The organism is Acidobacteriota bacterium, assembly GCA_016184105.1.
In the GTDB taxonomy this organism is placed as follows: Bacteria; Acidobacteriota; Vicinamibacteria; order Vicinamibacterales; family 2-12-FULL-66-21; genus JACPDI01.
On the sequence record JACPDI010000009.1, the window covers coordinates 85,531 to 107,554 of the forward strand.

Sequence of the window (22,024 nt, forward strand, 5' to 3'; positions counted from 1 at the left end):
TTGACGGCCGGGACGCAATGAATATACTTCTTCATCCAGAAGTCAACAATGCTGTCCGCGACAACCCGTTACGCACTCCGCGCCCTCGTCAACCTGGCCGGGATGCCAGAAGGTAAATCGTTGCTTGGCAGAGACTTATCAAAGATCGCCGGGATTCCGCCCAACTACCTTTCCAAGATTCTCTGGACGCTCGGCAGCGCAGGATTCATCGCGGCGACGAGGGGAACTCACGGCGGCTATCGGCTGCAGCGCAGGCCGGAAGAAGTCCGCCTGATCGACATCGTCGAGTTGTTCGACAAGGCGCGCACCGCCGACGGGTGCCTGCTCGATCCCGACCATCCGTGCGGCGAGGCCAGAGCCTGTGCGGCGCACGACAACTGGAAGCACGTCAAGGAGATCTATACCGATTTCCTGGAGACCACGACGCTCGCGGTGCTCGTCTCGAACGCCGCGCGCGGCCCGGAAGGAGGGAGCGTCCTGTGAAAGCCCGGTTGTCGACGACCTTCGCGGCGGCGACGTGGTTGTGGCTCGCGACCGCGCCGCCAGCGGCGGCGCAGGACGCGGCGGCGTATTTCCATCAGAACTGCGCCGCCTGCCACACCATCGGAAACGGCCGGCTCACCGGTCCGGATCTGAAAGATGTCGCGACGAGACGGGATCGAGCCTGGCTCGCGCGGTTCGTCGCAGCCCCGCAGCGCGTGATCGACGGCGGCGACGCGTATGCGGCCAGGCTGGTCGAGGAGGCGCGCGGCGTCATTATGCCGGCGCTGCCCACGCTCACGCCCGCGCTCATCGAGGCGCTGCTCGATTTCATCGAGGCCGAGTCAAGGCAGGGGCCGTCGCAGTCTGCCGGCGCGCAAGTCGGCACGCGCCCGTTCACGCCAGCGGACGTCGCGGCCGGCGCCGCGATCTTCACGGGGCGGCAGCGCCTGGCGAATCGCGGGCCGTCATGCGTGTCGTGTCACACCGTGCGCGGCGTTGGCGGGCTTGGCGGCGGCCAGCTCGCACCGGACCTGACGCGGGTCTTCGAGCGGCTGGGCGGCCGCCAGGGGCTGACGGCCTGGCTCGGCGCGCCGGCGACGCCGACCATGCGGTCGGTGTTTGCGACGCGCGCGCTCGCACAGGTCGAGATCGCCCCGCTCGTCGCCTACTTCGAGCAGAGCGCCCGCCAGGGGGGCCAGGACAACCGCGCGGGCCTCACGGCGTTCGTGGTGCTCGGCTTCGGCTTCGCGGCGGCAGGCCTCGTCGTCATGGATTCCGCGTGGAAACATCGCTTCCGCAGCGTTCGCCGGGCGCTCGTCGAGCGAGCGAAGAGGTCGTAATGTCGAATCGCAACGTGCGGTGGATCAAAGACGAAGAGAAGGCGCAGCTCCGGAGCTGGGAAGAGTTCTACCGGAACCGCTGGCAGCACGACAAGATCGTCCGCAGTACGCACGGTGTGAACTGCACGGGCGGGTGCTCGTGGCAGATCTACGTGAAGGACGGCATCGTCACGTGGGAGATGCAGCAGACGGACTACCCGCTGCTGCAGGGTGACATCCCGCCGTACGAGCCCCGCGGCTGCCAGCGCGGCATCTCGTATTCCTGGTATCTCTACAGCCCGATTCGCGTGCGCTATCCGTACGTGCGCGGCGCGCTCCTGGACCTGTGGAAGCAGGCACGCGCCGAGCACGACGACCCGGTGGAGGCGTGGCGGTCGCTCGTCGAGGACCCGCAGAAGCGCGCACGGTGGCAGCAGGCGCGCGGCAAGGGAGGATTCCGCCGCTTCGACTGGGACACGGCGCTCGAGATGATCGCGGCGGCGAACATCCACACCATCAAGACCTACGGCCCGGATCGCATCGCCGGCTTCTCCCCGATTCCCGCGATGTCGATGATCAGCTACGCGTCGGGTGCGCGCTACCTGCAGTTGATCGGCGGCGTGTCGCTCTCCTTTTACGACTGGTACTGCGATCTGCCGCCGGCATCGCCCGAAGCGTGGGGCGAGCAGACAGACGTGCAGGAGTCGGCTGACTGGTACAACGCGAAGCTGCTCGCCGTCATGGGCTCGAACCTGAACATGACGCGCACCCCCGACTGCCACTTCGCCGCCGAGGCGCGCCACAACGGCTCGAAGATGTGGGTCTTCGCGCCCGACTTCAACCAGGTGGCGAAGTACGCGGACGAGTGGATCTCGCTCAATGCCGGCCAGGACGGCGCCTGGTGGATGGCGGTCAATCACGTGCTGCTGAAGGAGTTCCACCACGAGCGGCAGGATCCCTACTTCCTCGACTACACGAAGCGCTACACCGACGCCCCGCTCCTGGTCGAGTTGACGAAGTCGGGGAGCGACTGGCGCCCCGGCCAGCTGCTGCGTGCCAACCGCCTGGCGGAGTACTCGGACGTGGAGAACGGCGACTGGCAGTTCCTGATGTGGGACGCCACGGCGGCGCAGCCGAAGATGCCGATGGGCTCCGCGGGGTTCCGCTGGGCGCAGCAGAAAGGCAAGTGGAACCTCGAGCTGAAGGACGGCAAGACGGGCGCGGCGATCGATCCCGCGCTCACTTTCCTTGGGGAGCACACGGCGCCGGTCCTCTTCGACGATTTTTCCGAAGCGCACGTCCTCCGGCGCGAGGTGCCGGTGCGCAAACTCGCGCTCGCCGACGGCACGGTCGCGACCGTCACCACCGTGTACGACCTGTTGATGGCGCAGTACGGCGTCTCCCGCGGCCTGCGCGGCGCGTACCCGGCGGACTACGACGATGAGCTGTCGCCGTATACGCCGGCGTGGTCGGAGAAGTACACGGGAATGGGGCGGGACACGCTGATCCGTTTCGCCCGCGAGTGGGGAGACACCGCGCGCCGGACGAAGGGGAAGTGCACGGTCATCATCGGCGCGGGTATCAATCACTGGTACCACAACAACCTGATGTACCGGGCCGCCATGCACGCGCTGATGTTCTGCGGGTGCGTCGGCGTCAACGGTGGCGGGCTCGCGCATTACGTCGGCCAGGAGAAGCTCGCGCCCGCCGAGCCGTGGTCGGCGATCGCGTTCGGCCGCGACTGGCATCCGGCCGCGCGCCTGCAGAACGCGCCGAGCTGGCACTACATCCACACCGGGCAGTGGCGGTACGAGCGCGACTTCACCGACTACCACACCGTGCCGCCGCCGAACGGTCACCGCTCGCTCGCGCAGGGGCACACGGCCGACATCCAGGTGCAGGCGGTGCGCAACGGCTGGCTGCCGTTCTTCCCGCAGTTCGACAAGAGCCCGATCCAGGTGGCCTCCGACGCGGTTGCCGCCGGCGCGAGCACGCCCGACGAGATCGTCGCGCACGTTGTCGGCGAGCTGAAATCGAAGCGCCTCGGGTTCGCGGTGTCCGACCCCGACGCCCCGGCGAACTGGCCGCGCGTCTGGTTCATCTGGCGTGGCAACGCGCTCATGTCGAGCGCCAAGGGACACGAGTATTTCCTCCACCACTACCTCGGGACGCACACCAACAAGATCGCCCGCGAGGTGGCGGCCGGGTCGGTGAAGGAGATCGCCTGGCACGAGCACGCACCGTCCGGAAAGATGGACCTCGTCGTCGATCTGAACTTCCGGATGGACACCTCCGCGCTGTACTCGGACATCGTGCTGCCGGCCGCGACGTTCTACGAAAAGGCGGACCTGAACTCGACCGACCTTCACAGCTTCATCCACCCGCTGTCGCAGGCCGTGCCGCCGTCGTGGGAGTCGAAGAGCGACTGGCAGATCTTCCGCGAGGTGGCGAAGAAAGTCTCCGAGCTGGCGCCGCACCACTTCCCGGGGCCGGTCAGGGACGTGGTGGCGTCCCCCCTGGCGCACGACACCGAGGCGGAAATCGCGCAGCCCGCGATCCGGGACTGGATGGCCGGGGAAGTCGAGGCGATTCCCGGCAAGACGATGCCCGGGCTGAAGGTGGTGACGCGGGACTACCGGAACATCTACAACCAGTTCGTCTCGTTCGGCCCGCTGGTGCGCAGCGGCGGCCTTGGCGCGCACGGCACGCGGTACGCCGCCGACGATTTCTACGATCAGGCGGTCGCGCGGGGTCCTCGCGTGACCTTCGACGGCCAGTCGTACCCGTCGATTCGCAGCGACGAGGAGGCCTGTAACGTCATCCTCGAGTTCGCGTCGGTGACCAACGGCGAGCTGGCGTACCGCTCCTACAAGAACATGGAGGAGCGCGTCGGGCTGCCGCTGACGCACCTCGCCGAGAAATCACGCAGCGTGCGCGTGGACTACAAGGGCCTCCAGTCCCGGCCGCAGCGTTTCGTGAACAGCCCGATGTGGTCCGGGCTGATTGACGACGGGCGGCCGTACTCCCCGTTCACCTACAACGTGGAATGCCGGGTGCCGTGGCGCACGCTGACCGGCCGGCAGCATTTCTACCTGGATCATCCCGGCTATCTCGACTTCGGCGAGCACCTGCCGACCTACAAGCCGAAGCCGCAGCCGAAGGACTACGCGGACATCGACGTGAGCCAGGAGGAGGGGCCGACGCTCACGCTCAACTACCTGACGCCGCACGGCAAATGGCACATCCATTCGACGTACGGCGACAACCACCGGATGATGACGCTGTCGCGCGGCGTGGAGCCGCTGTGGGTGAACGACCGCGACGCGGTGTCCATCGGCATCACGGACAACGACTGGGTCGAGATCCACAACGACAACGGGGTCGTGGTGACGCGCGCCGTCGTGAGCGCGCGGATTCCGCGCGGCGTGTGCATCCAGTACCACTCGCCCGAGCGCACGCTGTCGGTGCCCCGGTCCCCGCTCCGGAACAACCGCCGGGCGGGGGGGCACAACAGCCTCACGCGAACACGCCTGAAGCCGAACCTGATGGTCGGCGGGTACGGGCAGTTCACGTTCCACTTCAACTATTGGGGCCCGACCGGCTGCAACCGGGACACGCACGTCCTGGTGCGCAAGCTGCCGCGGCTGGTGTGGTGAGGAGCGCGGCGATGAACGTGCGATCGCAGATCTCGATGGTGTTTCACCTGGACAAGTGCATCGGGTGCCACACCTGCAGCATCGCGTGCAAGAACATCTGGACCGACCGCAAGGGCACCGAATACATGTGGTGGAACAACGTCGAGACCAAGCCGGGCACCGGCTATCCGACGGCGTGGGAGGACCAGGAGCAATTCAACGGCGGCTGGGAAGTGGTGGACGGCACGTTGCGGCTGCGCTCGCAGAGCAAGGCGAAGAGCGTGGCGAACATCTTCCATCACCCGAACCTGCCGACCATGGATGACTACTACCATCCGTGGACGTACGACTACCAGCACCTGTTCACCGCGCCGGAAGGCCCGGACCAGCCGACCGCGCGCCCCATTTCGATGGTGACGGGCGAGCCGTGCGAGATCGAATCGGGGCCGAACTGGGATGACGATCTCGGCGGATCGCCGATCTATGCCGAGCACGACCGCAACCTGGACGGGCTCACCGAGGAGCAGCGGCAGCAGCTGTTCGCGGTGGAGCGGCTGGTGTTCTTCTACTTCCCGCGGATCTGCAATCACTGCCTGAATCCGGCGTGCGTCGCGGCGTGCCCGTCGGGCGCGCTGTACAAGCGCGGCGAAGACGGCATCGTGCTCGTGGACCAGACGCGCTGCCGCGCGTGGCGCGCGTGCATCGCGGCCTGTCCGTACAAGAAGGTCTTCTTCAACTGGAGCACCGGAAAGTCCGAGAAGTGCATCCTGTGCTTCCCGCGACTCGAGACCGGGCAGGCGCCGGCGTGCTTCCACTCGTGCGTCGGCCGCATCCGCTACCTGGGCGTGCTGCTCTACGACGCGGACCGGATCGAGGCCACCGCCTCCCTTCCGGCCGAGGAACTGGTCGGGGCGCAGCGCGACATGGTGCTGGATCCCTTCGATCCGAAGGTGATCGATGCCGCCATCGCCAACGGCGTTCACCCGTCGGTCGTCGACGCGGCGCAGCGATCGCCGGTCTACCAGTTCGTCAAGGTGTGGAAGATCGCGCTCCCGCCGCATATCGAGTACCGGACGCTGCCGATGCTCTTCTACGTGCCGCCGATGGCCCCCGTCATGGCGAACCGCAACGACGGTGTGACGAACAGCTCCACCGAGGAGCTGTTCCACGACATCGAGAGCGCGCGCGTGCCGATGAAGTTCCTGGCGAACCTGTTCGGCGCGGGGCACGAGGGCAAGGTGCGCTACGCGCTTCGCAAGCAGAAGGCGGTGCGGTGGTACCGCCGCGCGGTGACGGTCGGGGACGTCGACATGGCGACCGCCGAACGCATGCTGCGCGAGGCGGACTGCGATGTGGCGCAGGCGGAGGCGATCTACCGCCTCACCTCGCTCTGCACGTTCGACGACCGGTTCGTGATCCCCCCGATGCACCGGGAGGAGGCGCTGCAGATGCTGGAGGATCCGATGGAGCACAAGGGCAGCGTGGGATTCGGCTTCACGGCGCCGCCGCAGCGGGGGTTGTGATGGAGGCGATCGATCTGTTCGCGCCGCTGTTCGGCTACCCGGACGAAGCCTACGCCGCGAGGGCCGGGCGCTGCGCCGCCGAAACCGGCTCGGCGCCGATCCGGGAGTTCGCTGACGCCGTCGCCCGGCTGTCCACCGGCGAATTGCAGGAGCAATTCATCCAGGCGTTCGATCTGAACCCCGCGTCGACGCTCGAAATCGGGTGGCACCTGTTCGGCGAGCAGTACGAGCGCGGCGAATTCATGGTGGACATCCGCCGCCGGCTGCGCGAAGCCGGCGTTCCGGAGACGGGGGAGCTGCCGGACCACCTGCTTCACGTGCTGCCGCTCGTGGCGCGCCTCGCGCCGGCGGACGCGCGCGCCTTCATCGATCGATTCCTGGTTCCCGCCCTCGGGAAGATCGCGACGGGCCTGCCGAAGGACGGCACGTTCGCGCCGCTCGTGAGCGGCGTAATCGACGTGCTGGCGGCCGGTGCACCGGCGGAGGCCGTCGCCGCAGGAGGCCGCCATGGCTGACGCGACACCGCTGAACCTGTTCCTCCTGGGCGTGCTGCCGTACCTGGCGCTCGCGCTGTTTTTCATCGGGACCATCGCGCGCTACCGGGATCGGCGCGGGCGCTTCGGCTACTCGAGCCTGTCGTCGCAGTTCCTCGAGAACCGGCAGCACTTCTGGGGGCTGGTCCCGTTCCACTACGGGATCATCGTCGTGCTGGTGGGGCACTTGGTCGCGCTCCTCGTGCCGCGTTCCGTGCTGCTCTGGAACAGTCACCCGCTGCGTCTCTACATCGCGTTCGGGCTGCTGACGCTCATCGGCCTGGTTGCGGCGATCGTCCGAAGGGTGAGTGTCACCGCGCTGCTGCGCGTGACGAGCGGGCCCGACTGGGTCGTCCTCACGTTGCTGCTGGTCCAGGCTGCGAGCGGAGTGGCGGTCGCGATCATGTATCCGTGGGGATCGTCGTGGTATGCGGCGACTGCCGCGCCCTACCTGCGGTCGCTCTTCACGTTCAACCCCGATCTCGTCTCCGTCGGCGTGATGCCGTGGCTGGTCAAGGTGCACATCATCAACGCCTGGCTGCTGGTCGGCTTCGCGCCGTTCTCGCGCCTCGTGCACATCCTGGTTGCGCCGCTGCCCTATCTCTGGCGCCGACCGCAGGTCGTGCGGTGGTATCGCGGGACCGAGGCCGCGTCATGACGACGCAGGGGAGCCCGTCGGGCACGCTCTTCAGCGCCACCCTGGGGTTCTTCATCGGCTTTGCGGCCGTGGCCCTGTTCGGCACGACCGCCGCCCGGTTCCAGGAAGTGATGCACCTCAGCCCGATGGCGGTCGGGTTTCTCGTCGCCATGCCGGCCCTCTCCGGATCGCTGCTCCGCATCCCTTGCGCTGCCTGGGCGGATGCCAGCGGCCCGCGGAAGCCGTTCCTCGCACTACTCCTCACCTCCACGGTGGGAATGGCCGGCGTCGCAGCCGTCGTGCTGTTCCTGTATCCGGCCCGGCTGACGCCGCAGCTCCTCCCTCTGCTGCTCGTTCTGGCGCTTCTTTGCGGCAGCGCCATCGCGACGTTTGCTGTCGGCGTCAGCCAGGTCTCGTACTGGTTTCCCCGGGCGCAACAGGGGCGGGCGCTCGCCGTGTTTGCGGGCGCGGGCAATCTCGCGCCAGGGTTGTTCTCTTTCGTGCTGCCGTTCGCGCTGGCCTCGCTCGGGCTCGCCGGGTCGTACCTGGCGTGGCTCGCGCTGCTCGCGCTCGGCACCGCCGCGTACGGCCTCCTCGCGCGCAACTCGCCGTACTTCCAGTTCCGCGCGTCGGGACTCGACGCCGCCGCGGCGCGCGATGCGGCCGCGCGCGCCGGCCAGGAGCTGTTCCCGGCCGACAGCCTCCGCGAGAGCCTCCGCACGTCGGCCCGCACGTGGCAGACGTGGGCGCTCGTCACGATCTACTTCACGAGCTTCGGCGGCTTCATCGCGCTGACGGCGTGGCTGCCGACCTACTGGCACTCGTACTACGGTCTCACCGCCGTCGCCGCCGGCCTGCTCACCGGCGGGTATTCGGTGCTGACCTCGCTCGTCCGGATCGCGGGAGGCGTCATCGCCGATCGCCTCCGTGAAGGCGGAGAGAACACCGCGATTCTCTCGCTCTTCATCATGCTTGCCGGGGCGCTCGTGATGGTGAACGCGCGCGAGTTCGAGCTGGCGCTGCCTGGCGTGCTGCTCCTTGCCGTCGGCATGGGGATCTGCAACGCCGCGGTCTTCAAGATCGTCCCGCAGGCGGTCCCGACCGCGGTGGGCGGCGCCGCCGGCTGGGTAGGGGGCCTTGGCGCGTTCGGCGGGTTCGCGATCCCGCCGATGCTGGCGTTCGCGGTCAAGGACCTCGGCCCGAAAGGCTACTCGATCGGGTTCATCGTCTTCGTGTTCCTCGCGCTCGTCTCGCTGACGATGGCGTGGCTCCTCAAGTACATGGCGGACGCGCCGGCGCCGATCGGGAGCGCGATGGCGGCGCGCGCCCCGGTCCGGAACTGACATGGGACGTCGAATCACGACCATCGTGCTCGTGTCCGGCCTCGCGTTCAGCGTGAGCCTGCTCGCCGCGCGGCGATCGGTGGTGCATCTGCCGGCCAATCACCAGGGATACGAACCGGCGCAGCCGATCGCGTACTCGCACCGGCTCCACGCGGGGGAGCTGCAGATTGCTTGTCAGTACTGCCATTCCAACGCGGAGAAGAGCCGCCACGCGGGCGTGCCGGCCGCGGCGGTCTGCATGAACTGCCACCGCTTCGTCACCGCGCCTGTCGGTGCGATCCGCGCGGAGGAGCAAGCGGCGGCCAGCGAGAAGAGGCCCGTGCGGCCGGTGGTGTCGCCCGATCTGCAGAAGCTGTACGACGCGCTCGGCCTCGACGCCGGGATGACGCGCGACCCGTCGAAGCTGCCGCGTGCCATCGCGTGGACCCGCGTCCACAACCTGCCCGACTTCGTGTACTTCGATCATCGAGCCCACGTTGGCGCCGGCGTGAGTTGCCAGACGTGCCACGGCCCCGTGGAAACGATGGAGCGGGTGCGCCAGGTGTCCGACCTGAGCATGGGCTGGTGCGTCAACTGTCATCGCGACGCCGCGGCGAAGGGGATCAACGGCCGGCGAGTGGCGCCATCGACGGACTGCTCGACCTGCCACTACTGAGGACCGATGTCGACGACGTTCTGGAAGAGTCTCGAGGAGCGCGAGGGCGGCGGGGAGTACCTCGCGCGCGCGAGTGCGGAGTTCCCGGAACCGGCCGCGGGCGCGTCGAGGCGGGATTTTCTGAAGCTGGCGGGCTTCGGCGCCGCGGGCGCGCTCGCCTCGTCGTGCAGCCGCGCGCCGGTGCGCCACGCGGTTCCGTATCTCTCGCAGCCTGACGGCCTCGTGCCCGGGACGGCGGCAACCTACGCCACGACCTGTGGTGGGTGCGCGGCGGGATGCGGCCTGCTGGTGAAGACGCGCGACGGCCGTCCGATCAAGATCGAGGGAGCGCCGGCCCACCCAGTGTCCGCCGGAGGTGTCTGCGCCGTTGGCCAGAGCATGCTGCTCGGCCTGTATGACGCGCGGCGATTCCGCGCGCCCCTCATCGATGGCCGTCCCTCGTCCTGGGCGGCGGTGGATCGCGAGATTGGGTCGCGGCTGGCTGCGGCGGCCGCCGCGGGCCGGGGCGTACGCGTGCTGACGTCCACCGTCCACGGGCCGGCCGCACGCGCGGCCATCGAGCGCTTTCTCGCGCGGTTCGATGATGGCGCGCACGTGGAGTACGACGCTCTTTCTGCGTCCGCCATCCTGGACGCGCATGAGCTGACGCACGGCGCCCGCGTGCTGCCGCGCTATCTGTTCGATCGCGCCGAGGTCATCGTCAGTTTGGATGCCGATTTCCTCGGAACATGGATCTCCCCGGGCGGGTTCACGGAGGGCTATGCCCGGCGTCGCCGGCCGGAGGGTGGCGCCGGGTCGTGGCACGTCCAGGTCGAATCGCGCGTGTCGCTGACGGGAGGGAAGGCGGACCGGCGGATTGCCGCCGCGCCCGACGAGATCGCGCAGCTCGCACACGACCTCGCGGCGATTGTCGAAGGGCGCGGCGCGGGGAGCGACCTGGCGCGCGAGCTGGGGGCGCGGCTCGTCGCGGCCCCGGCTCGCAGTCTCGTGATCGCGGGAGCGCAGGACCTGGACGTGCAGGTGCTCTGCAACCGCATCAACGCGGCGCTCGGCAACTACGGCGCCACGCTGGACCTCGTCGTGTTCTCACGGCAGCGGCAGGGGAGCGACCGCGCCGTCGAAACGCTGATCGCGGACGCGCGCGCCGGGAAGATCGGTGCGCTCCTCGTATGGAACGCGAACCCGCTGTTCGACCTGCCCGGTGCCGAGGCGCTGGCGCGCGTGCCGCTGCTCGTCAGCTTTGCCGGACGGCAGGACGAGACGTCGGCCGCCGCGCGTATCGTGTGCCCCGACCATCATCCTCTTGAGGCGTGGGGCGACGGCGAACCGCTGGCGGGAGTCGTGGGCGTTTCCCAGCCCGTCGTCGCGCCGCTGGGCGACACGCGGTCGTGTGTCGAAACGCTCGCGGCGTGGAGCGGCGCCCCGCGCTCCGCTCGCGAAATCATCCGCGACACGTGGCGCGAGCGGGTGTTCCCGAGGCAAAGCGCCGGCGGCGACTTCGAGGCGTTCTGGGACGCATCGGTCCGCGCGGGCTTCGCCACCGTGGAGCCCGCGCCGGTGACGCGCCGGGCGGCATCCCCTTCGACGGCCGGCGGTCCCGTGGCCGCGCGCCCGTCCGGCATGACGCTGGTGCTCTACGCGAAACCCGCGATTCTCGGCGGCGAGCACGCCTATAACCCGTTGCTGCACGAATTGCCCGATCCGGTCTCCAAGGTGGTCTGGGACAACTACGCGTGCGTGTCGCCTGCCGCTGCGGACCTGGCCGGCATCGCCAACGGCGATGTCGTGCGGATTGCCGCCGGCAGCGACAGTCTCGAGCTTCCAGTTCTGGTTCAACCCGGGCAGCACGACCGCGTCGTGGCGGTTGCGGTCGGCTACGGCGGCGCGATGACCGAGCGGTTCCGGAACGTCGGACATCACTGGTTCGGCAGCCACGCCACGGTCGGATCGAACGGCCGCGTCGGCACCAACGCGGCGCCGTTGCTGCGGTTCGAGGGGGGGTTGCTGCGCTACGAGCGCGGCGGCGTGCAGATCACCAGCGTCGGCCGCACGCATCCGCTCGCCTGCACGCAGGATCATCACACGCTGACCGTCCCCGCCAGGTTGGCGCCCGCCGGAGGCGGACGGCGGCCGATCGTCCAGGAGATCTCCCTGGCGGCGCTTGCGGTACACGAGGAGGAACATGCCGCCGAGGCCGCGAATCTCTGGCCCTCGGATCACCCGTACAGCGGGCATCGCTGGGGCATGACCGTCGATCTCAACGCGTGCACCGGCTGCGGCGCGTGCGTGATCGCCTGCCAGGTGGAGAACAACATCCCGGTGGTCGGGAAGGACGAAGTGCGCCGCAACCGCGAGATGCACTGGATCCGGATCGACCGGTACTTCTCGGAGGACGCCGACGGGCTGCACATCGCGCAGCAGCCGATGCTCTGCCAGCACTGCGAGCACGCGCCGTGCGAGACCGTCTGCCCCGTGGTCGCGACCGTCCACAGCAGCGAAGGGCTCAACCAGCAGGTCTACAACCGCTGCGTGGGCACGCGCTATTGCGCGAACAACTGCCCCTACAAGACGCGACGATTCAACTGGTTCGAGTACCCGCACGGCGAAGGCACCGAGACGCTGATGCTCAACCCGGACGTGACGGTCCGATCGCGCGGGGTCATGGAGAAGTGCACGCTGTGCGTGCAGCGGATCCAGGAAGGAAAGATCGAGGCGAAGCGCCGCGGCGAGCCGCTCCGCGACGGCGAGATCAAGACCGCCTGCGAGCAGTCCTGCCCGGCACAGGCCATCGTCTTCGGCGATCTGAACGATCCGGAGAGCCGCGTGTCGCGGCTGATGGGCGGTGCGAGGACCTACAGGGTGCTGGAGGAGCTGAACGTGCGACCGTCAATCGGGTACCTGAAGCTGGTACGTCAGGGGACGCCAGATGCGGGGGACGGGCACCATGGGTAGCCTCGACACCGCGCTCGCGGTCGACGGGGTCGTTCCCCGCGTCGAGCGACGGGACCTTCCGTCCCCCCGCGTCCAGGCGCCGCTCATCCAGGGAGACAAGACATTCGCCGAGGTCACGCGCGAGGTGTGCGCCCCGATGGACCGGCGCCCGGGGCTCGCGTGGTGGGGCGCGTTCCTCGTGGCGGCGGCGGCGCTGGCCGTGGGGGTGGCCGCCGAGACCTACCAGTTGTTCACCGGCATCGGCACGTGGGGACTGAACAACACCGTCGGCTGGGCGTTCGACATCACGAATTTCGTGTTCTGGATCGGCATCGGCCACGCGGGGACGCTCATCTCCGCGATCCTGTTCCTGCTGCGGCAGCGGTGGCGCACCTCGGTCAATCGCGCGGCGGAAGCGATGACCCTGTTCGCCGTGATGTGCGCCGGGGTCTTTCCGCTCATTCACATGGGCCGGCCGTGGCTCGGGTACTGGATCTTTCCGTACCCGAACTTCCGCGGCTCGCTGTGGATCAATTTCCGATCGCCGCTCGCGTGGGACGCCTTCGCCATCTCCACGTATTTCATCATCTCCGCGACCTTCTGGTTCATCGGCCTGATGCCGGACCTGGCCACGGTGCGCGACCGGCTCCCCGAAGGGGCGCGCAAGAAGCTCTTCACCATCCTGAGCTTCGGCTGGGATGGATCGTTCCGCACCTGGCACCGCTACGAGCTGGTGTACCTGCTGCTCGCCGGCCTCGCCACCCCGCTCGTGATTTCGGTCCACACCATCGTGAGCTGGGACTTCGCGACGTCGGTCATTCCGGGCTGGCACGCCACCATCTTTCCGCCGTATTTCGTCGCCGGCGCGATCTTCTCCGGCATGGCGATGGTGCTCACGCTGATGATCCTCGCGCGCATGCTGATGCACCTCGAGGACTACATCACGCCCAGGCACGTGGACGTGATGTGCAAGCTGGTCATCCTCACGAGCGGGATCGTCGGGCTGGCGTATCTCACCGAATTCTTCACCGCGGCGTACTCGGGCAACCCGTACGAGCAGTTCGTGTTTCTCAACCGCGCCATGGGCCCCTTCGGCTGGGCGTACTGGACGATGGTCTGCTGCAACGTGGTGGTGCCGCAGGTGCTGTGGTTCCGGAAGGTGCGGCGCAGCCTGGGCGCCGTGTTCGTGGTGTCGCTGCTGGTCAACGTCGGGATGTGGTTCGAGCGGTTCGTCATCATCGTCACGTCGCTGCACCGCGACTTCCTGCCATCGAGCTGGGGCGGGTATTCGCCGACGATCATCGAGGTGGCGACACTCGTGGGAAGCTTCGGTTTGTTCTTCACGCTGTTCCTGGTCTTCTGCCGCGTGCTCCCCGTCATCGCCATGGCGGAAGTCAAGGGCGTGATCGCCCACGAGCGGCACCACGCGGCGGCCCACCGGCACGCCGCCTACGAGGAGCAGCGATGAGCGCGCGCCAGGTCGTCGGCCTCTTCTCGCGTGACGAGGACGTGGTGGCCGCCACGGCCGCGGCAAGGCGCGCCGGGCTCAGCGTGGTGGACGTCTTCACGCCGTACCCCGTGCACGGCCTGGACAAGGCGATGGGACTCCCGCCGTCGCGGCTGGCGTGGGTGTGCCTGATCGCCGGCCTGAGCGGCGCCGTCCTCAAGCTGTGGTTCGAGTTGTGGACGGCGATGGTGGACTGGCCGCTGAACGTCGGCGGCAAGCCGCACAACTCGCTGCCCGCGTTCGTGCCCATCACCTTCGAGGTGATGGTGTTGTTCGCCGGGCTGGCGACGGTGGGTGCCTTCCTCGCCGTGTCCGGGCTGCGCCCCGGGAGAAAGCCGCATGCCCCGCACCCGCGCGTCACCGACGACTCTTTCGCGCTGGTGGTCCGGGACGAGGGAGGCGCCATGACGGGCGATCGGATCCGCGCGCTGTTCGTGGAGCACCACGCTCTGGACGTCCAGGAGCGAATCGACCCCGGGGAGCCGCGCCGATGAAGGTTCTCAACGTCCTGCTCGCGGCCGTTCTCCTGGGCACGCTGGGCGCGAACGCCCTGCTCGAACGCGCGGACCCGTCGGCGCCCCCGCGGGATTTTCTGCCCGAGATGATGTATCCGGTGGCGGCCGAATCGTTCGACCTCTCGCGATCGTTCCGCAACGGCCGCGCGCTCCAGGGACCGCCGCCTGGAACGATCGCGCGGACCGCGAGCCGGCTGCGTTACTCGCCGTCCCCGGAGGACGCCGTGCGCGCCGGCAACGAGCTGGCCAGCCCGCCCGTCGTGGACGCCGCGGCCCGCCGAACGTCCGACCGCGGCGCGCAGGTCTACGCCACCTTCTGCGTTCCGTGCCACGGAGCAAAAGGTCTGGGCGACGGATCCGTTGTCGCGCGGGGATACCCGCCGCCGCCGTCGCTCTTCGCGGAGCGCGCCGTCGCCATGAAGGACGGGCAGATGTTCCACATCCTTACCTACGGGCAGCGCAACATGCCGTCGTACGCCGCGCAAATCGATGAGATCGATCGATGGCGCGCGGTCGCGCACGTCCGGCAGCTGCAGCGGAGTGCCAGGCCATGACGCCGCGGGCGGTCCGGATGTACGTCGCGCTGTTCGCGGTGAGCGTGCTCGGCACCGCGCTCGCGCTCGTCCAGGATCCGCAGCGCGGGTGGGCGGGCATCCTGCTGGCCAGCTACGCGCTGGCGGCGGTGGGGCTCGGGGGGCTGCTGTTCGTCGCTATTCAGTACGCGTCCGGTGCGGACTGGGGTGTGGCGTTCCGGCGCGTGCCTGAAGCGATGACGGCGGCCCTGCCGTTCGGGGCGGCGGGAGTGGCGCTCGTCATGGCGCTCCACCCGTCGCTGTACGCGTGGACCGGCGAGGGGCAGCACTTCACCGGCTTCAAGGCGCTCTGGCTCAGCACGCCGTTCTTCTTCTGGCGCGCGGCGGTGTACGTCGCGCTGTGGCTGCTGTTCACGCGTGTGATCGTGGGGGCGTCGCGCGCGCAGGACCGCGGGGCCCCTGCGGCGGCCGAGCAGTGGACGCGGACCGGCACCCGGTGGTCGGTCCTGTTCATCGTGGTGTTTGCGTTGACCTTCTGGCTCGCCAGCTTCGACTGGATCATGTCACTCGACGCCCACTGGTACAGCACCATCTTCGGCATCTACAACTTCGCCGGGCTGTTCTCCGCCGCGCTGGCGGTCATCATCCTGCTGCTGTTGTGGCTCCGTGGATCGAGCGAGCTCGGCGCGTTCGTGACCGACGAACACGTGCACGATCTCGGCAAGCTGCTGTTCGCGTTCTGCACGTTCTGGATGTACATCTGGTTCAGCCAGTACATGCTGATGTGGTACGCGAACATCCCGGAGGAAGCGGGATACTTCGTGCGGCGCCGCACCGATGGCTGGCTCCCGCTCTTCTATCTGAACGTGGTGCTCAACTGGGTCGTGCCCTTCCTCGCGCTGCTCTCGCGGCCGGCGAAGCGGAATGCCCGCGTGCTGGCGAGCGTCGCGGTGGTGGTCCTCGCGGGCCGCTGGCTCGATCTGTACATGATGATCCAGCCGTCGGTGACGGCGGGTCCTCCGGTGCTGCGCGCCGGGGACGTGGCGCCCGTCGTCGGTGCGGTCACGCTGTTCGTGCTGGTGTTCGCCCGCGCGTTCCGCCAGGCCCCGCCCGTTCCGCTTCGGGATCCACGACTGGCCGCGAGCATCACCTACCACAGCTGACGCGCGAACGGGACGGTGCCCGTCGCGAATCTCCCGGTACAATGGCGCGTTGGCCGGATTCATGCGCTGGACCGTACGGGCAAGCGAGGCGGGGCTGCGGCTCGACAAGTTTCTCGCGCACCCGGACCGCCTCGCGTCGCGTGGCAAGGCGGCCGCCGCGCTCGAGCGCGGCAAGGTCTTCGTGAACGACGCCGAGGTCCTGCTCGCGGCTGCGTCCACGCGTCTCGCGACGGGGGATGTCGTCCAGGTGTGGATGGACCGGCCGGGCAGCTCGAAGCCGCGCCCGCGCGAACGGCACGTCGGCGACCTGCACCTTCTTTACGAGGACGACCAGATCGTCGTCGTGAACAAGCCGCCGGGGCTGCTCACCGTTCCGCTGCCGGACGAGCGCGAAATCAATTCGGTGCAGGAGCTGCTCGGGGAGTACCTGCGCTCGCGCGGCCGCAAGCGCCGGGTGTTCGTCGTCCACCGGATCGATCGCGACACCTCGGGCCTGGTGATGTTTGCCAAGGACCCGCTGTCGCAGAAGCGGCTGAAGGATCAGTTCAGGCGCCGCGAGCCCGAGCGCGTCTACTGGGCCGTCGTCTACGGGCGTCCCGACCCTGCTTCCGGCACCTGGCGGGATCATCTGGCGTGGGACAAGGACGCGCTCATCCAGAAACAGACGCACCCGAAGGATCCGCGCGCCGCGGAGGCGATCAGTGACTATCGCGTCCTGGAGGCGTTTGGCGCCACATCGCTCGTGGAGGTGCGCCTCCGCACCGGCAAGCGCAACCAGATCCGGTTGCAGGCCCGATTGCGCGGGCACACGCTCGTCGGCGAGAAACGGTACGTGTTCGGGCCCGAAACCATCAGGCCCGTCGCGTTCCCGCGGCAGGCGCTGCACGCGCAGCGGCTCGCGCTGCGCCATCCGGCCGACGATCGGCCGCTCGCCTTCGAGGCGCCGCTGCCGGCCGACTTCGCCGGGCTGCTGCGCAAGCTCCGGCAGGCGCGGAGTTAGCGAGCGCCATTCAGCCGCTCAGCCCCAGCGCCCGCGGCGCTTCGGCTTCCTCCTCGACTTCGAGCGCGCGGAGCCGCGGGCGCCGGACGTGGCGCAGCGCGATTGCCGCGGCGAGCGTGACCGCCAGTGCCAATGCCAGCACCGCCGCGCCTCGTGGCAGCGCGAACGCCATCCGTTCGATGGAGGAGAAGCCGCTCGTATACGCGACGAAGGCGGCCAGATAGACCGGCCACCAGGCCTTCAGGTTCCCGCGCCCGCGGCATACGCGCACGTGAAACGAAGCTACGTGGCTCACCGCGGTCACGCCGTAGTACCGCTTCGTGAGGTTGCGGACTTCGAGCATGGCGAGGCTCCTACTGGCCCGGCACCGGTTTCCGTCCCCCCTTCAGCACGAGGCGCACGCGGCGAAGGGCCGAGATGGTCCGCGTCGGATCGCCATCCACCGCCACCAGGTCGGCGAGAAGCCCGGGCTTGATCTGCCCGACGCGATCGTCCACGTGCAGCACGCGCGCGGCAATCGAGGTCGCGCTCTTCAACGCGTCGATCGCGGGCATGCCGTAGTCCACCATCATCTCGATCTCGCGCGCGTTGTCGCCGTGCGTGAAGACGCCGACGTCGCTGCCGTTGAGAATGGTGACCCCGGCCTCGAGCGCGGCCGTGAAGCTCGCGCGCTTCGCGCTGATGTGCGGCGGCTCCGGTTGCTGGCCCTTCCTCCACCCCGCGTACTGCGCCGTCGCGTCCCCCGCGGCCAGCGTCGCGCAGAAGGCCACGCCGCGCTCCGCCATCAGGCGGAACACCTCAGGCGTGCCGCCGTCACCGTGCTCGATGGTGTGGACACCGGCCAGCGCCGATCGGCGCATTCCCTCCGGCGTGCTCGCGTGCGCCACCACTGGACGATTGCTGCTCCGCGCGGTTTCGACGATGAGTGTGAGTTCATGGAGCGAAAAGGTGGGCGCCGCCTCGCCGCGGGCGCCCCAGCGGTAGTCCGCGTACACCTTGATCGCGTCAGCGCCGTGCCCGATCTGGTCGCGGACCACCCGCGTGAGCGCGTCGACGCCGTCGGCTTCCTCGGCGCCCTGCGGCACGGCCCACTGCAACGCGAACCCCTTCGGCCCGTAGCTGCCGGTGGCCACGATGGCGCGGGTGGCGACGAGCATCCGCGGGCCAGGGCCGATTCCCTGCTCGACCGCCTGCTTCAGTTCCACGTCGGCATACGCGGCCCCCTCGGTGCCGAGATCGCGGATCGTCGTGAAGCCAGCCTGCACCGTCGCGCGCAGATGATTCATCGCGCGCGCGACGCGCACCCCGAGCGACTCGTGCAGCACCTGGTCGTTCCACGACGTTTCATCGTACGGATGCAGCAGCACGTGCGAATGCCCTTCGATGAGTCCGGGCAGCAGCGTCGTGCCGGGCAGATCGATGACCGTCGCGCCGGTGGTCGGGATGTCGGCGGCGGTCCCCACGGCGGTGATGAGATCCCCGCGGATGCTGACCGCCCATCCCTCATGCACGCCCGTGCCGTCGAATACACGTGCCGGCTTGAGAACGGTGGTCGTAGCGGGCCCAGGCGCGGCGGGCGCCTGGGCGCCGAGCGCGGCAGCGGACGCGGCCGCGAGCGCGAATGCGGCGAAATGCTTGAAACCCATGTGTGGCATTGTAGTGAACGGATTCGCGCCGTTCCACGTAAGGCGTTGGAGAGGACCTCACCATTCCGATCGACCTCGAAACGGTGACCGAGGCCCGGCCCGTCGCACAGGCCCTGGCCGGCGCGCAACCTGCGTTCGAGCAGATTGTCCGGCGGTACCAGCGGCCGGTCATCAACCTGATCGCGCGCATCGTGGCCGACCCCGGGCTCGCCGAGGACCTCGCGCAGGAGACCTTCGTCAAGACGTTCCGCAACCTCGCCGCGTTCGACACGAGGCGGCGGCTTTCGAGCTGGATCTTCCGGATTGCCCATCACACCGCGGTCGACGCGCTCCGGCGCCGGCGCGGGCGGCAGGTGCCCCTCGACGAGGCGGGTGCCGATCCCGCGCTGAGGCTGCCCCCCGCTGCGGATCCCGTGGAGCGGGAGAGCCTTGGACGGGCGCTCGAGAGCGCCTTGCGGGAACTCCGGTCCGAACAGCGGGTGGCCATCGGCCTGCGGTACGAGGAGGGGCTGTCGTACGAGGAGATCGCCCACGTGATGGGGATTCCCGAGGCCACCGCGCGCACGCACGTGCACCGCGGCCGCAAACAGCTGGCGCGCCGCCTCTCGGACGCCGGGTGGGAGCCCTCGCGATGAGTGCAACGCCGGGAGCGTGGCTTGCGTAAGACTCATTAGAGGAATGGACGAGGACCTGCTTCATCGCTACTCGCGCTGGCGCGCGGCCGAGTCGGCCGGCCAGGACGAGGAGGCGGACGCGGCGTTCAAGGCGGTGTTTGCCGCAGTGCCGGACCGTCCGGCCTCGCTCGACTTCGCCGCGCGGACGATGCGCGCGATTGCCGAGACGGCGGCGCGGGACGCCCGGCGGGCCCGGCGGACGCGCGCGGCGGCGATGGCCGGCGGCGTCATCGGCGGCGCGGCGGCCGCCTACTACGGCGCAGGCTGGCTGGCGTCGGCACTGTCCACCGCGTTTGTCGGTGCCCTGAATGTGCTCATCGGCGCGGTCGTGAGCGCCGCGACCGTGATCGAGCGCGGCGGCGATGCATGGACGGTGATCGGCAGCCTCGGCCGCGCGGCGGCCGCGTTCGTGTCGGACCCGAGAGTGACGTTCATGTTGATCGCGATCCAGGGGATCGCGGCGGCGGCGCTGTTCGCCCTTCAGCGCCTGCTGGGATCAGATGGGGAGACGTTCAAATGAGAGCCAGGGCCGCAGTCCTTCTCGCGTTGTGCCTTGCCGCCGCGGCCGCGCCCGCCGGGGCGTCCGGGCAACTGAGTCCCGACGAGGCGCGCGCGCTGCGCGCCCGCGTCGAGGAGCGCTACGTCATCGTGCCGCTCGGCGACGGCGTCGCGCTCAGCCCGAAGACGCGGAACCGCGACGTACGGCTGATCGAGGTGAGCGAGGGCGGCATCGCGGTGAATGGCGCCGCCCTCACCGGTCGCGAGCTTCGCGAGCGCCTCGGCGAAGGCGCCGACCTCGTGCTCCGGCTCTCGTATCTTGACGCGGCCGAACGCCGCGCGCTCTTCGGCCAAGCCGAAGAAGTGTCCACGCCCGAGCGGGAGGCGGTCCAAGCGCCCGAGCCGCCGAAGGCGCCAGAGCCGCCGGCCGCGCCGGCGGATTCCTTCCGCAGGCGTCGCGCGCGCGGCGATCGCGTGCGCATTTTCGGCGGGGTGCACGTGGACCGCGACGAGCGCGTCGAAGGACAGGTGGTGGCCGTGATTGGCTCCGCCCGCATCGACGGGGAAGTCGGCGACCAGGTCGTCGCCGTGCTCGGCAACGTGGATCTGGGGCCCGAGGCGATCGTGCACGGCGACATCGTGAGCGTCGGCGGGCGCGTGCGGCGCGCGCCCGGCGCCCAGGTGCGCGGCGGCGTGACGGAGGTGGCGCTTGGCGGCGCGGTGTCCGCCGAGGACGTGCGCCGGCGGGCCTGGTCTCACGGATGGGGGCCGTGGCCGTTTTTCGGCACCTCTGGCAGCGTCTCGCGGCTGGTGCTCTCGATGGTCCGCGTGGCCCTTCTGCTGCTGTTCGCGTCGCTCGCGCTCCTGCTGGCGCGAACGACCGTCGAGCGCTCCGCGCAGCGGGTCGCCGACGAGCCGCTCAAGTCCACGGTCGTGGGCGTCGTCGCGCAGTTGCTGCTGCTGCCGATGCTCGTGCTCACCGTCATCGTTCTCGCGATTTCGCTGATCGGGATTCCCTTGCTGCTGCTGGTGCCCTTCGCCGTGCTTTTCCTGGTGCTCATGGCGCTCGCCGGCTTTGCCGGCACAGCGTCGGCCGTGGGGCAGTGGGCGCGCCGGCGGTTCTCGCTGGGCACGGAGGGTGCGTGGGCTGACCTGGCCGTCGGCGTCGCCCTCATCGTGCTGCCGGTGCTGGTCGGGCGGTTCGTCGGTCTGGGCGGCTGGGCGGCCGGGCCGTTTGCATTCCTGCTGCTGGCGGTGGGATTTGCGATTGAGTACCTCGCGTGGGCGAGCGGTTTTGGCGCCGTGCTGACCAACACCTTTGCCGGCTGGCAGGCGCGGCGCGCGGCGCGAGCCGTGCCCCCCGCCGCGCCGCCGCCCGTGGCGGCAGAGTAGGGATAAGTGGGACAGTCACACTTCCGGAAGGGCGACTGTCCCACTTCCGGAAGTGTGACTGTCCCACTTATCCGCCTCGCGGCGCGAGCACTCCAAGCGCGGCGATCAAATGATGATAGGGATTGCGATCCCGCATCAGCGCCGTGCCAAGCCGATCGATCAGGGCCCACACCTCGGCGCCGGCCTCGGGAGGCGCTGAGCCGTCGAGCAGCGACACGAGGCGCCGCCGGTCGTCGGCGGCGGCCGGTCGGCCGAACGTCTCGTCGAACAGCTCCCGTCGTTCTTCCGGCGACAGGTCGGCGATTCGTTCGCTGAAGCGCGAGACCTGCTCGGCCGCTTCCGGCGGCAGCCCGCTCCTGGCCACGCCAGCCACCTCGGCGGCGAACGACTCGCCGGGGGGCTCCAACAATCGCCGCACGATCGACACGCATTCCGCCCGACGGTCCATGGCAGATGTCGCACGGTAACGCCGCCGTGCCCGGCTGCGTATGAGGGGGATCATACGAAGGCCCGCCGACGACGAGGTGTACCGACTCAG

At 69.2% G+C, this 22,024-nt stretch carries 20 protein-coding genes; 17 read left to right on the forward strand and 3 right to left on the reverse strand.

The features are described 5' to 3' along the window. Positions 1–48: 48 nt before the first annotated feature. The 14 genes from HYU53_02780 (at position 49) to HYU53_02845 (ending at position 17,276) form a co-directional block, all read left to right on the forward strand. Positions 49–483 carry an Rrf2 family transcriptional regulator gene (locus HYU53_02780; protein ID MBI2220113.1) on the forward strand — a complete coding sequence of 145 codons (435 nt, stop codon included), beginning with the start codon at positions 49–51 and terminating at the stop codon, positions 481–483. Then, complete coding sequence (locus HYU53_02785; GenBank protein ID MBI2220114.1) at positions 480–1,322, forward strand: c-type cytochrome; 843 nt, start codon at positions 480–482, stop codon at positions 1,320–1,322. Before HYU53_02780 ends, HYU53_02785 begins: the two co-directional genes overlap by 4 nt. Continuing rightward, on the forward strand, positions 1,322–4,957 hold the full coding sequence (locus HYU53_02790; GenBank protein MBI2220115.1) for a nitrate reductase subunit alpha: 3,636 nt from the start codon (positions 1,322–1,324) through the stop codon (positions 4,955–4,957). The genes HYU53_02785 and HYU53_02790 overlap by 1 nt, the downstream gene beginning before the upstream one ends. 11 nt (positions 4,958–4,968) lie before the next feature. Continuing rightward, positions 4,969–6,459 (forward strand): nitrate reductase subunit beta, encoded by a 1,491-nt coding sequence (gene narH, locus HYU53_02795; GenBank protein ID MBI2220116.1) that lies wholly within the window; start codon positions 4,969–4,971, stop codon positions 6,457–6,459. Next, a complete protein-coding gene (locus HYU53_02800; GenBank protein ID MBI2220117.1) occupies positions 6,459–6,974 on the forward strand; it encodes a hypothetical protein in 516 nt (171 codons plus the stop codon). The genes narH and HYU53_02800 overlap by 1 nt, the downstream gene beginning before the upstream one ends. Then, the gene (gene narI, locus HYU53_02805) at positions 6,967–7,650 is read left to right on the forward strand and encodes a respiratory nitrate reductase subunit gamma (GenBank protein ID MBI2220118.1); all 684 of its coding nucleotides are present in this window, start codon (positions 6,967–6,969) and stop codon (positions 7,648–7,650) included. Before HYU53_02800 ends, narI begins: the two co-directional genes overlap by 8 nt. Further along, the gene (locus tag HYU53_02810) at positions 7,647–8,972 is read left to right on the forward strand and encodes an MFS transporter (GenBank protein MBI2220119.1); all 1,326 of its coding nucleotides are present in this window, start codon (positions 7,647–7,649) and stop codon (positions 8,970–8,972) included. The genes narI and HYU53_02810 overlap by 4 nt, the downstream gene beginning before the upstream one ends. 1 nt (position 8,973) lies before the next feature. Further along, positions 8,974–9,627, forward strand: coding sequence for a cytochrome c3 family protein (locus HYU53_02815; GenBank protein MBI2220120.1), 654 nt, complete (start codon positions 8,974–8,976; stop codon positions 9,625–9,627). A 6-nt stretch (positions 9,628–9,633) separates the two neighbouring features. Next, complete coding sequence (locus HYU53_02820) at positions 9,634–12,579, forward strand: TAT-variant-translocated molybdopterin oxidoreductase (protein ID MBI2220121.1); 2,946 nt, start codon at positions 9,634–9,636, stop codon at positions 12,577–12,579. Continuing rightward, positions 12,572–14,026 carry a polysulfide reductase NrfD gene (nrfD, locus tag HYU53_02825; GenBank protein ID MBI2220122.1) on the forward strand — a complete coding sequence of 485 codons (1,455 nt, stop codon included), beginning with the start codon at positions 12,572–12,574 and terminating at the stop codon, positions 14,024–14,026. Before HYU53_02820 ends, nrfD begins: the two co-directional genes overlap by 8 nt. Further along, positions 14,023–14,559 (forward strand): DUF3341 domain-containing protein, encoded by a 537-nt coding sequence (locus HYU53_02830; GenBank protein ID MBI2220123.1) that lies wholly within the window; start codon positions 14,023–14,025, stop codon positions 14,557–14,559. The genes nrfD and HYU53_02830 overlap by 4 nt, the downstream gene beginning before the upstream one ends. After that, the gene (locus HYU53_02835) at positions 14,556–15,134 is read left to right on the forward strand and encodes a cytochrome c (GenBank protein ID MBI2220124.1); all 579 of its coding nucleotides are present in this window, start codon (positions 14,556–14,558) and stop codon (positions 15,132–15,134) included. The genes HYU53_02830 and HYU53_02835 overlap by 4 nt, the downstream gene beginning before the upstream one ends. Then, positions 15,131–16,276: a hypothetical protein gene (locus HYU53_02840; GenBank protein ID MBI2220125.1), complete on the forward strand. Its 1,146-nt coding sequence runs from the start codon at positions 15,131–15,133 to the stop codon at positions 16,274–16,276. The genes HYU53_02835 and HYU53_02840 overlap by 4 nt, the downstream gene beginning before the upstream one ends. A gap of 61 nt (positions 16,277–16,337) precedes the next feature. Beyond that, positions 16,338–17,276 carry an RluA family pseudouridine synthase gene (locus tag HYU53_02845; GenBank protein MBI2220126.1) on the forward strand — a complete coding sequence of 313 codons (939 nt, stop codon included), beginning with the start codon at positions 16,338–16,340 and terminating at the stop codon, positions 17,274–17,276. A gap of 10 nt (positions 17,277–17,286) precedes the next feature. On the opposite strand, the gene HYU53_02850 is transcribed toward HYU53_02845, so the two are convergent. After that, positions 17,287–17,619, reverse strand: a complete 333-nt coding sequence (locus HYU53_02850; protein MBI2220127.1) for a hypothetical protein — start codon at positions 17,617–17,619, stop codon at positions 17,287–17,289. Between the two features lie 10 nt (positions 17,620–17,629). Then, the gene (locus tag HYU53_02855) at positions 17,630–18,922 is read right to left on the reverse strand and encodes an amidohydrolase family protein (GenBank protein MBI2220128.1); all 1,293 of its coding nucleotides are present in this window, start codon (positions 18,920–18,922) and stop codon (positions 17,630–17,632) included. An 83-nt stretch (positions 18,923–19,005) separates the two neighbouring features. Here HYU53_02855 and HYU53_02860 point away from each other — a divergent pair, with 83 nt between their 5' ends. Genes HYU53_02860 through HYU53_02870 form a run of 3 tightly spaced genes read left to right on the forward strand, consistent with a single transcriptional unit; the run spans position 19,006 to position 21,486 of the window. Then, positions 19,006–19,557: a sigma-70 family RNA polymerase sigma factor gene (locus HYU53_02860; GenBank protein ID MBI2220129.1), complete on the forward strand. Its 552-nt coding sequence runs from the start codon at positions 19,006–19,008 to the stop codon at positions 19,555–19,557. Between the two features lie 43 nt (positions 19,558–19,600). Continuing rightward, positions 19,601–20,116 carry a hypothetical protein gene (locus HYU53_02865; protein ID MBI2220130.1) on the forward strand — a complete coding sequence of 172 codons (516 nt, stop codon included), beginning with the start codon at positions 19,601–19,603 and terminating at the stop codon, positions 20,114–20,116. After that, entirely contained in the window at positions 20,113–21,486 is a 1,374-nt protein-coding gene (locus HYU53_02870; protein MBI2220131.1) for a hypothetical protein, read from the forward strand. The genes HYU53_02865 and HYU53_02870 overlap by 4 nt, the downstream gene beginning before the upstream one ends. A 67-nt stretch (positions 21,487–21,553) precedes the next feature. On the opposite strand, the gene HYU53_02875 is transcribed toward HYU53_02870, so the two are convergent. After that, entirely contained in the window at positions 21,554–21,934 is a 381-nt protein-coding gene (locus HYU53_02875; GenBank protein ID MBI2220132.1) for a hypothetical protein, read from the reverse strand. Positions 21,935–22,024: the final 90 nt, after the last annotated feature.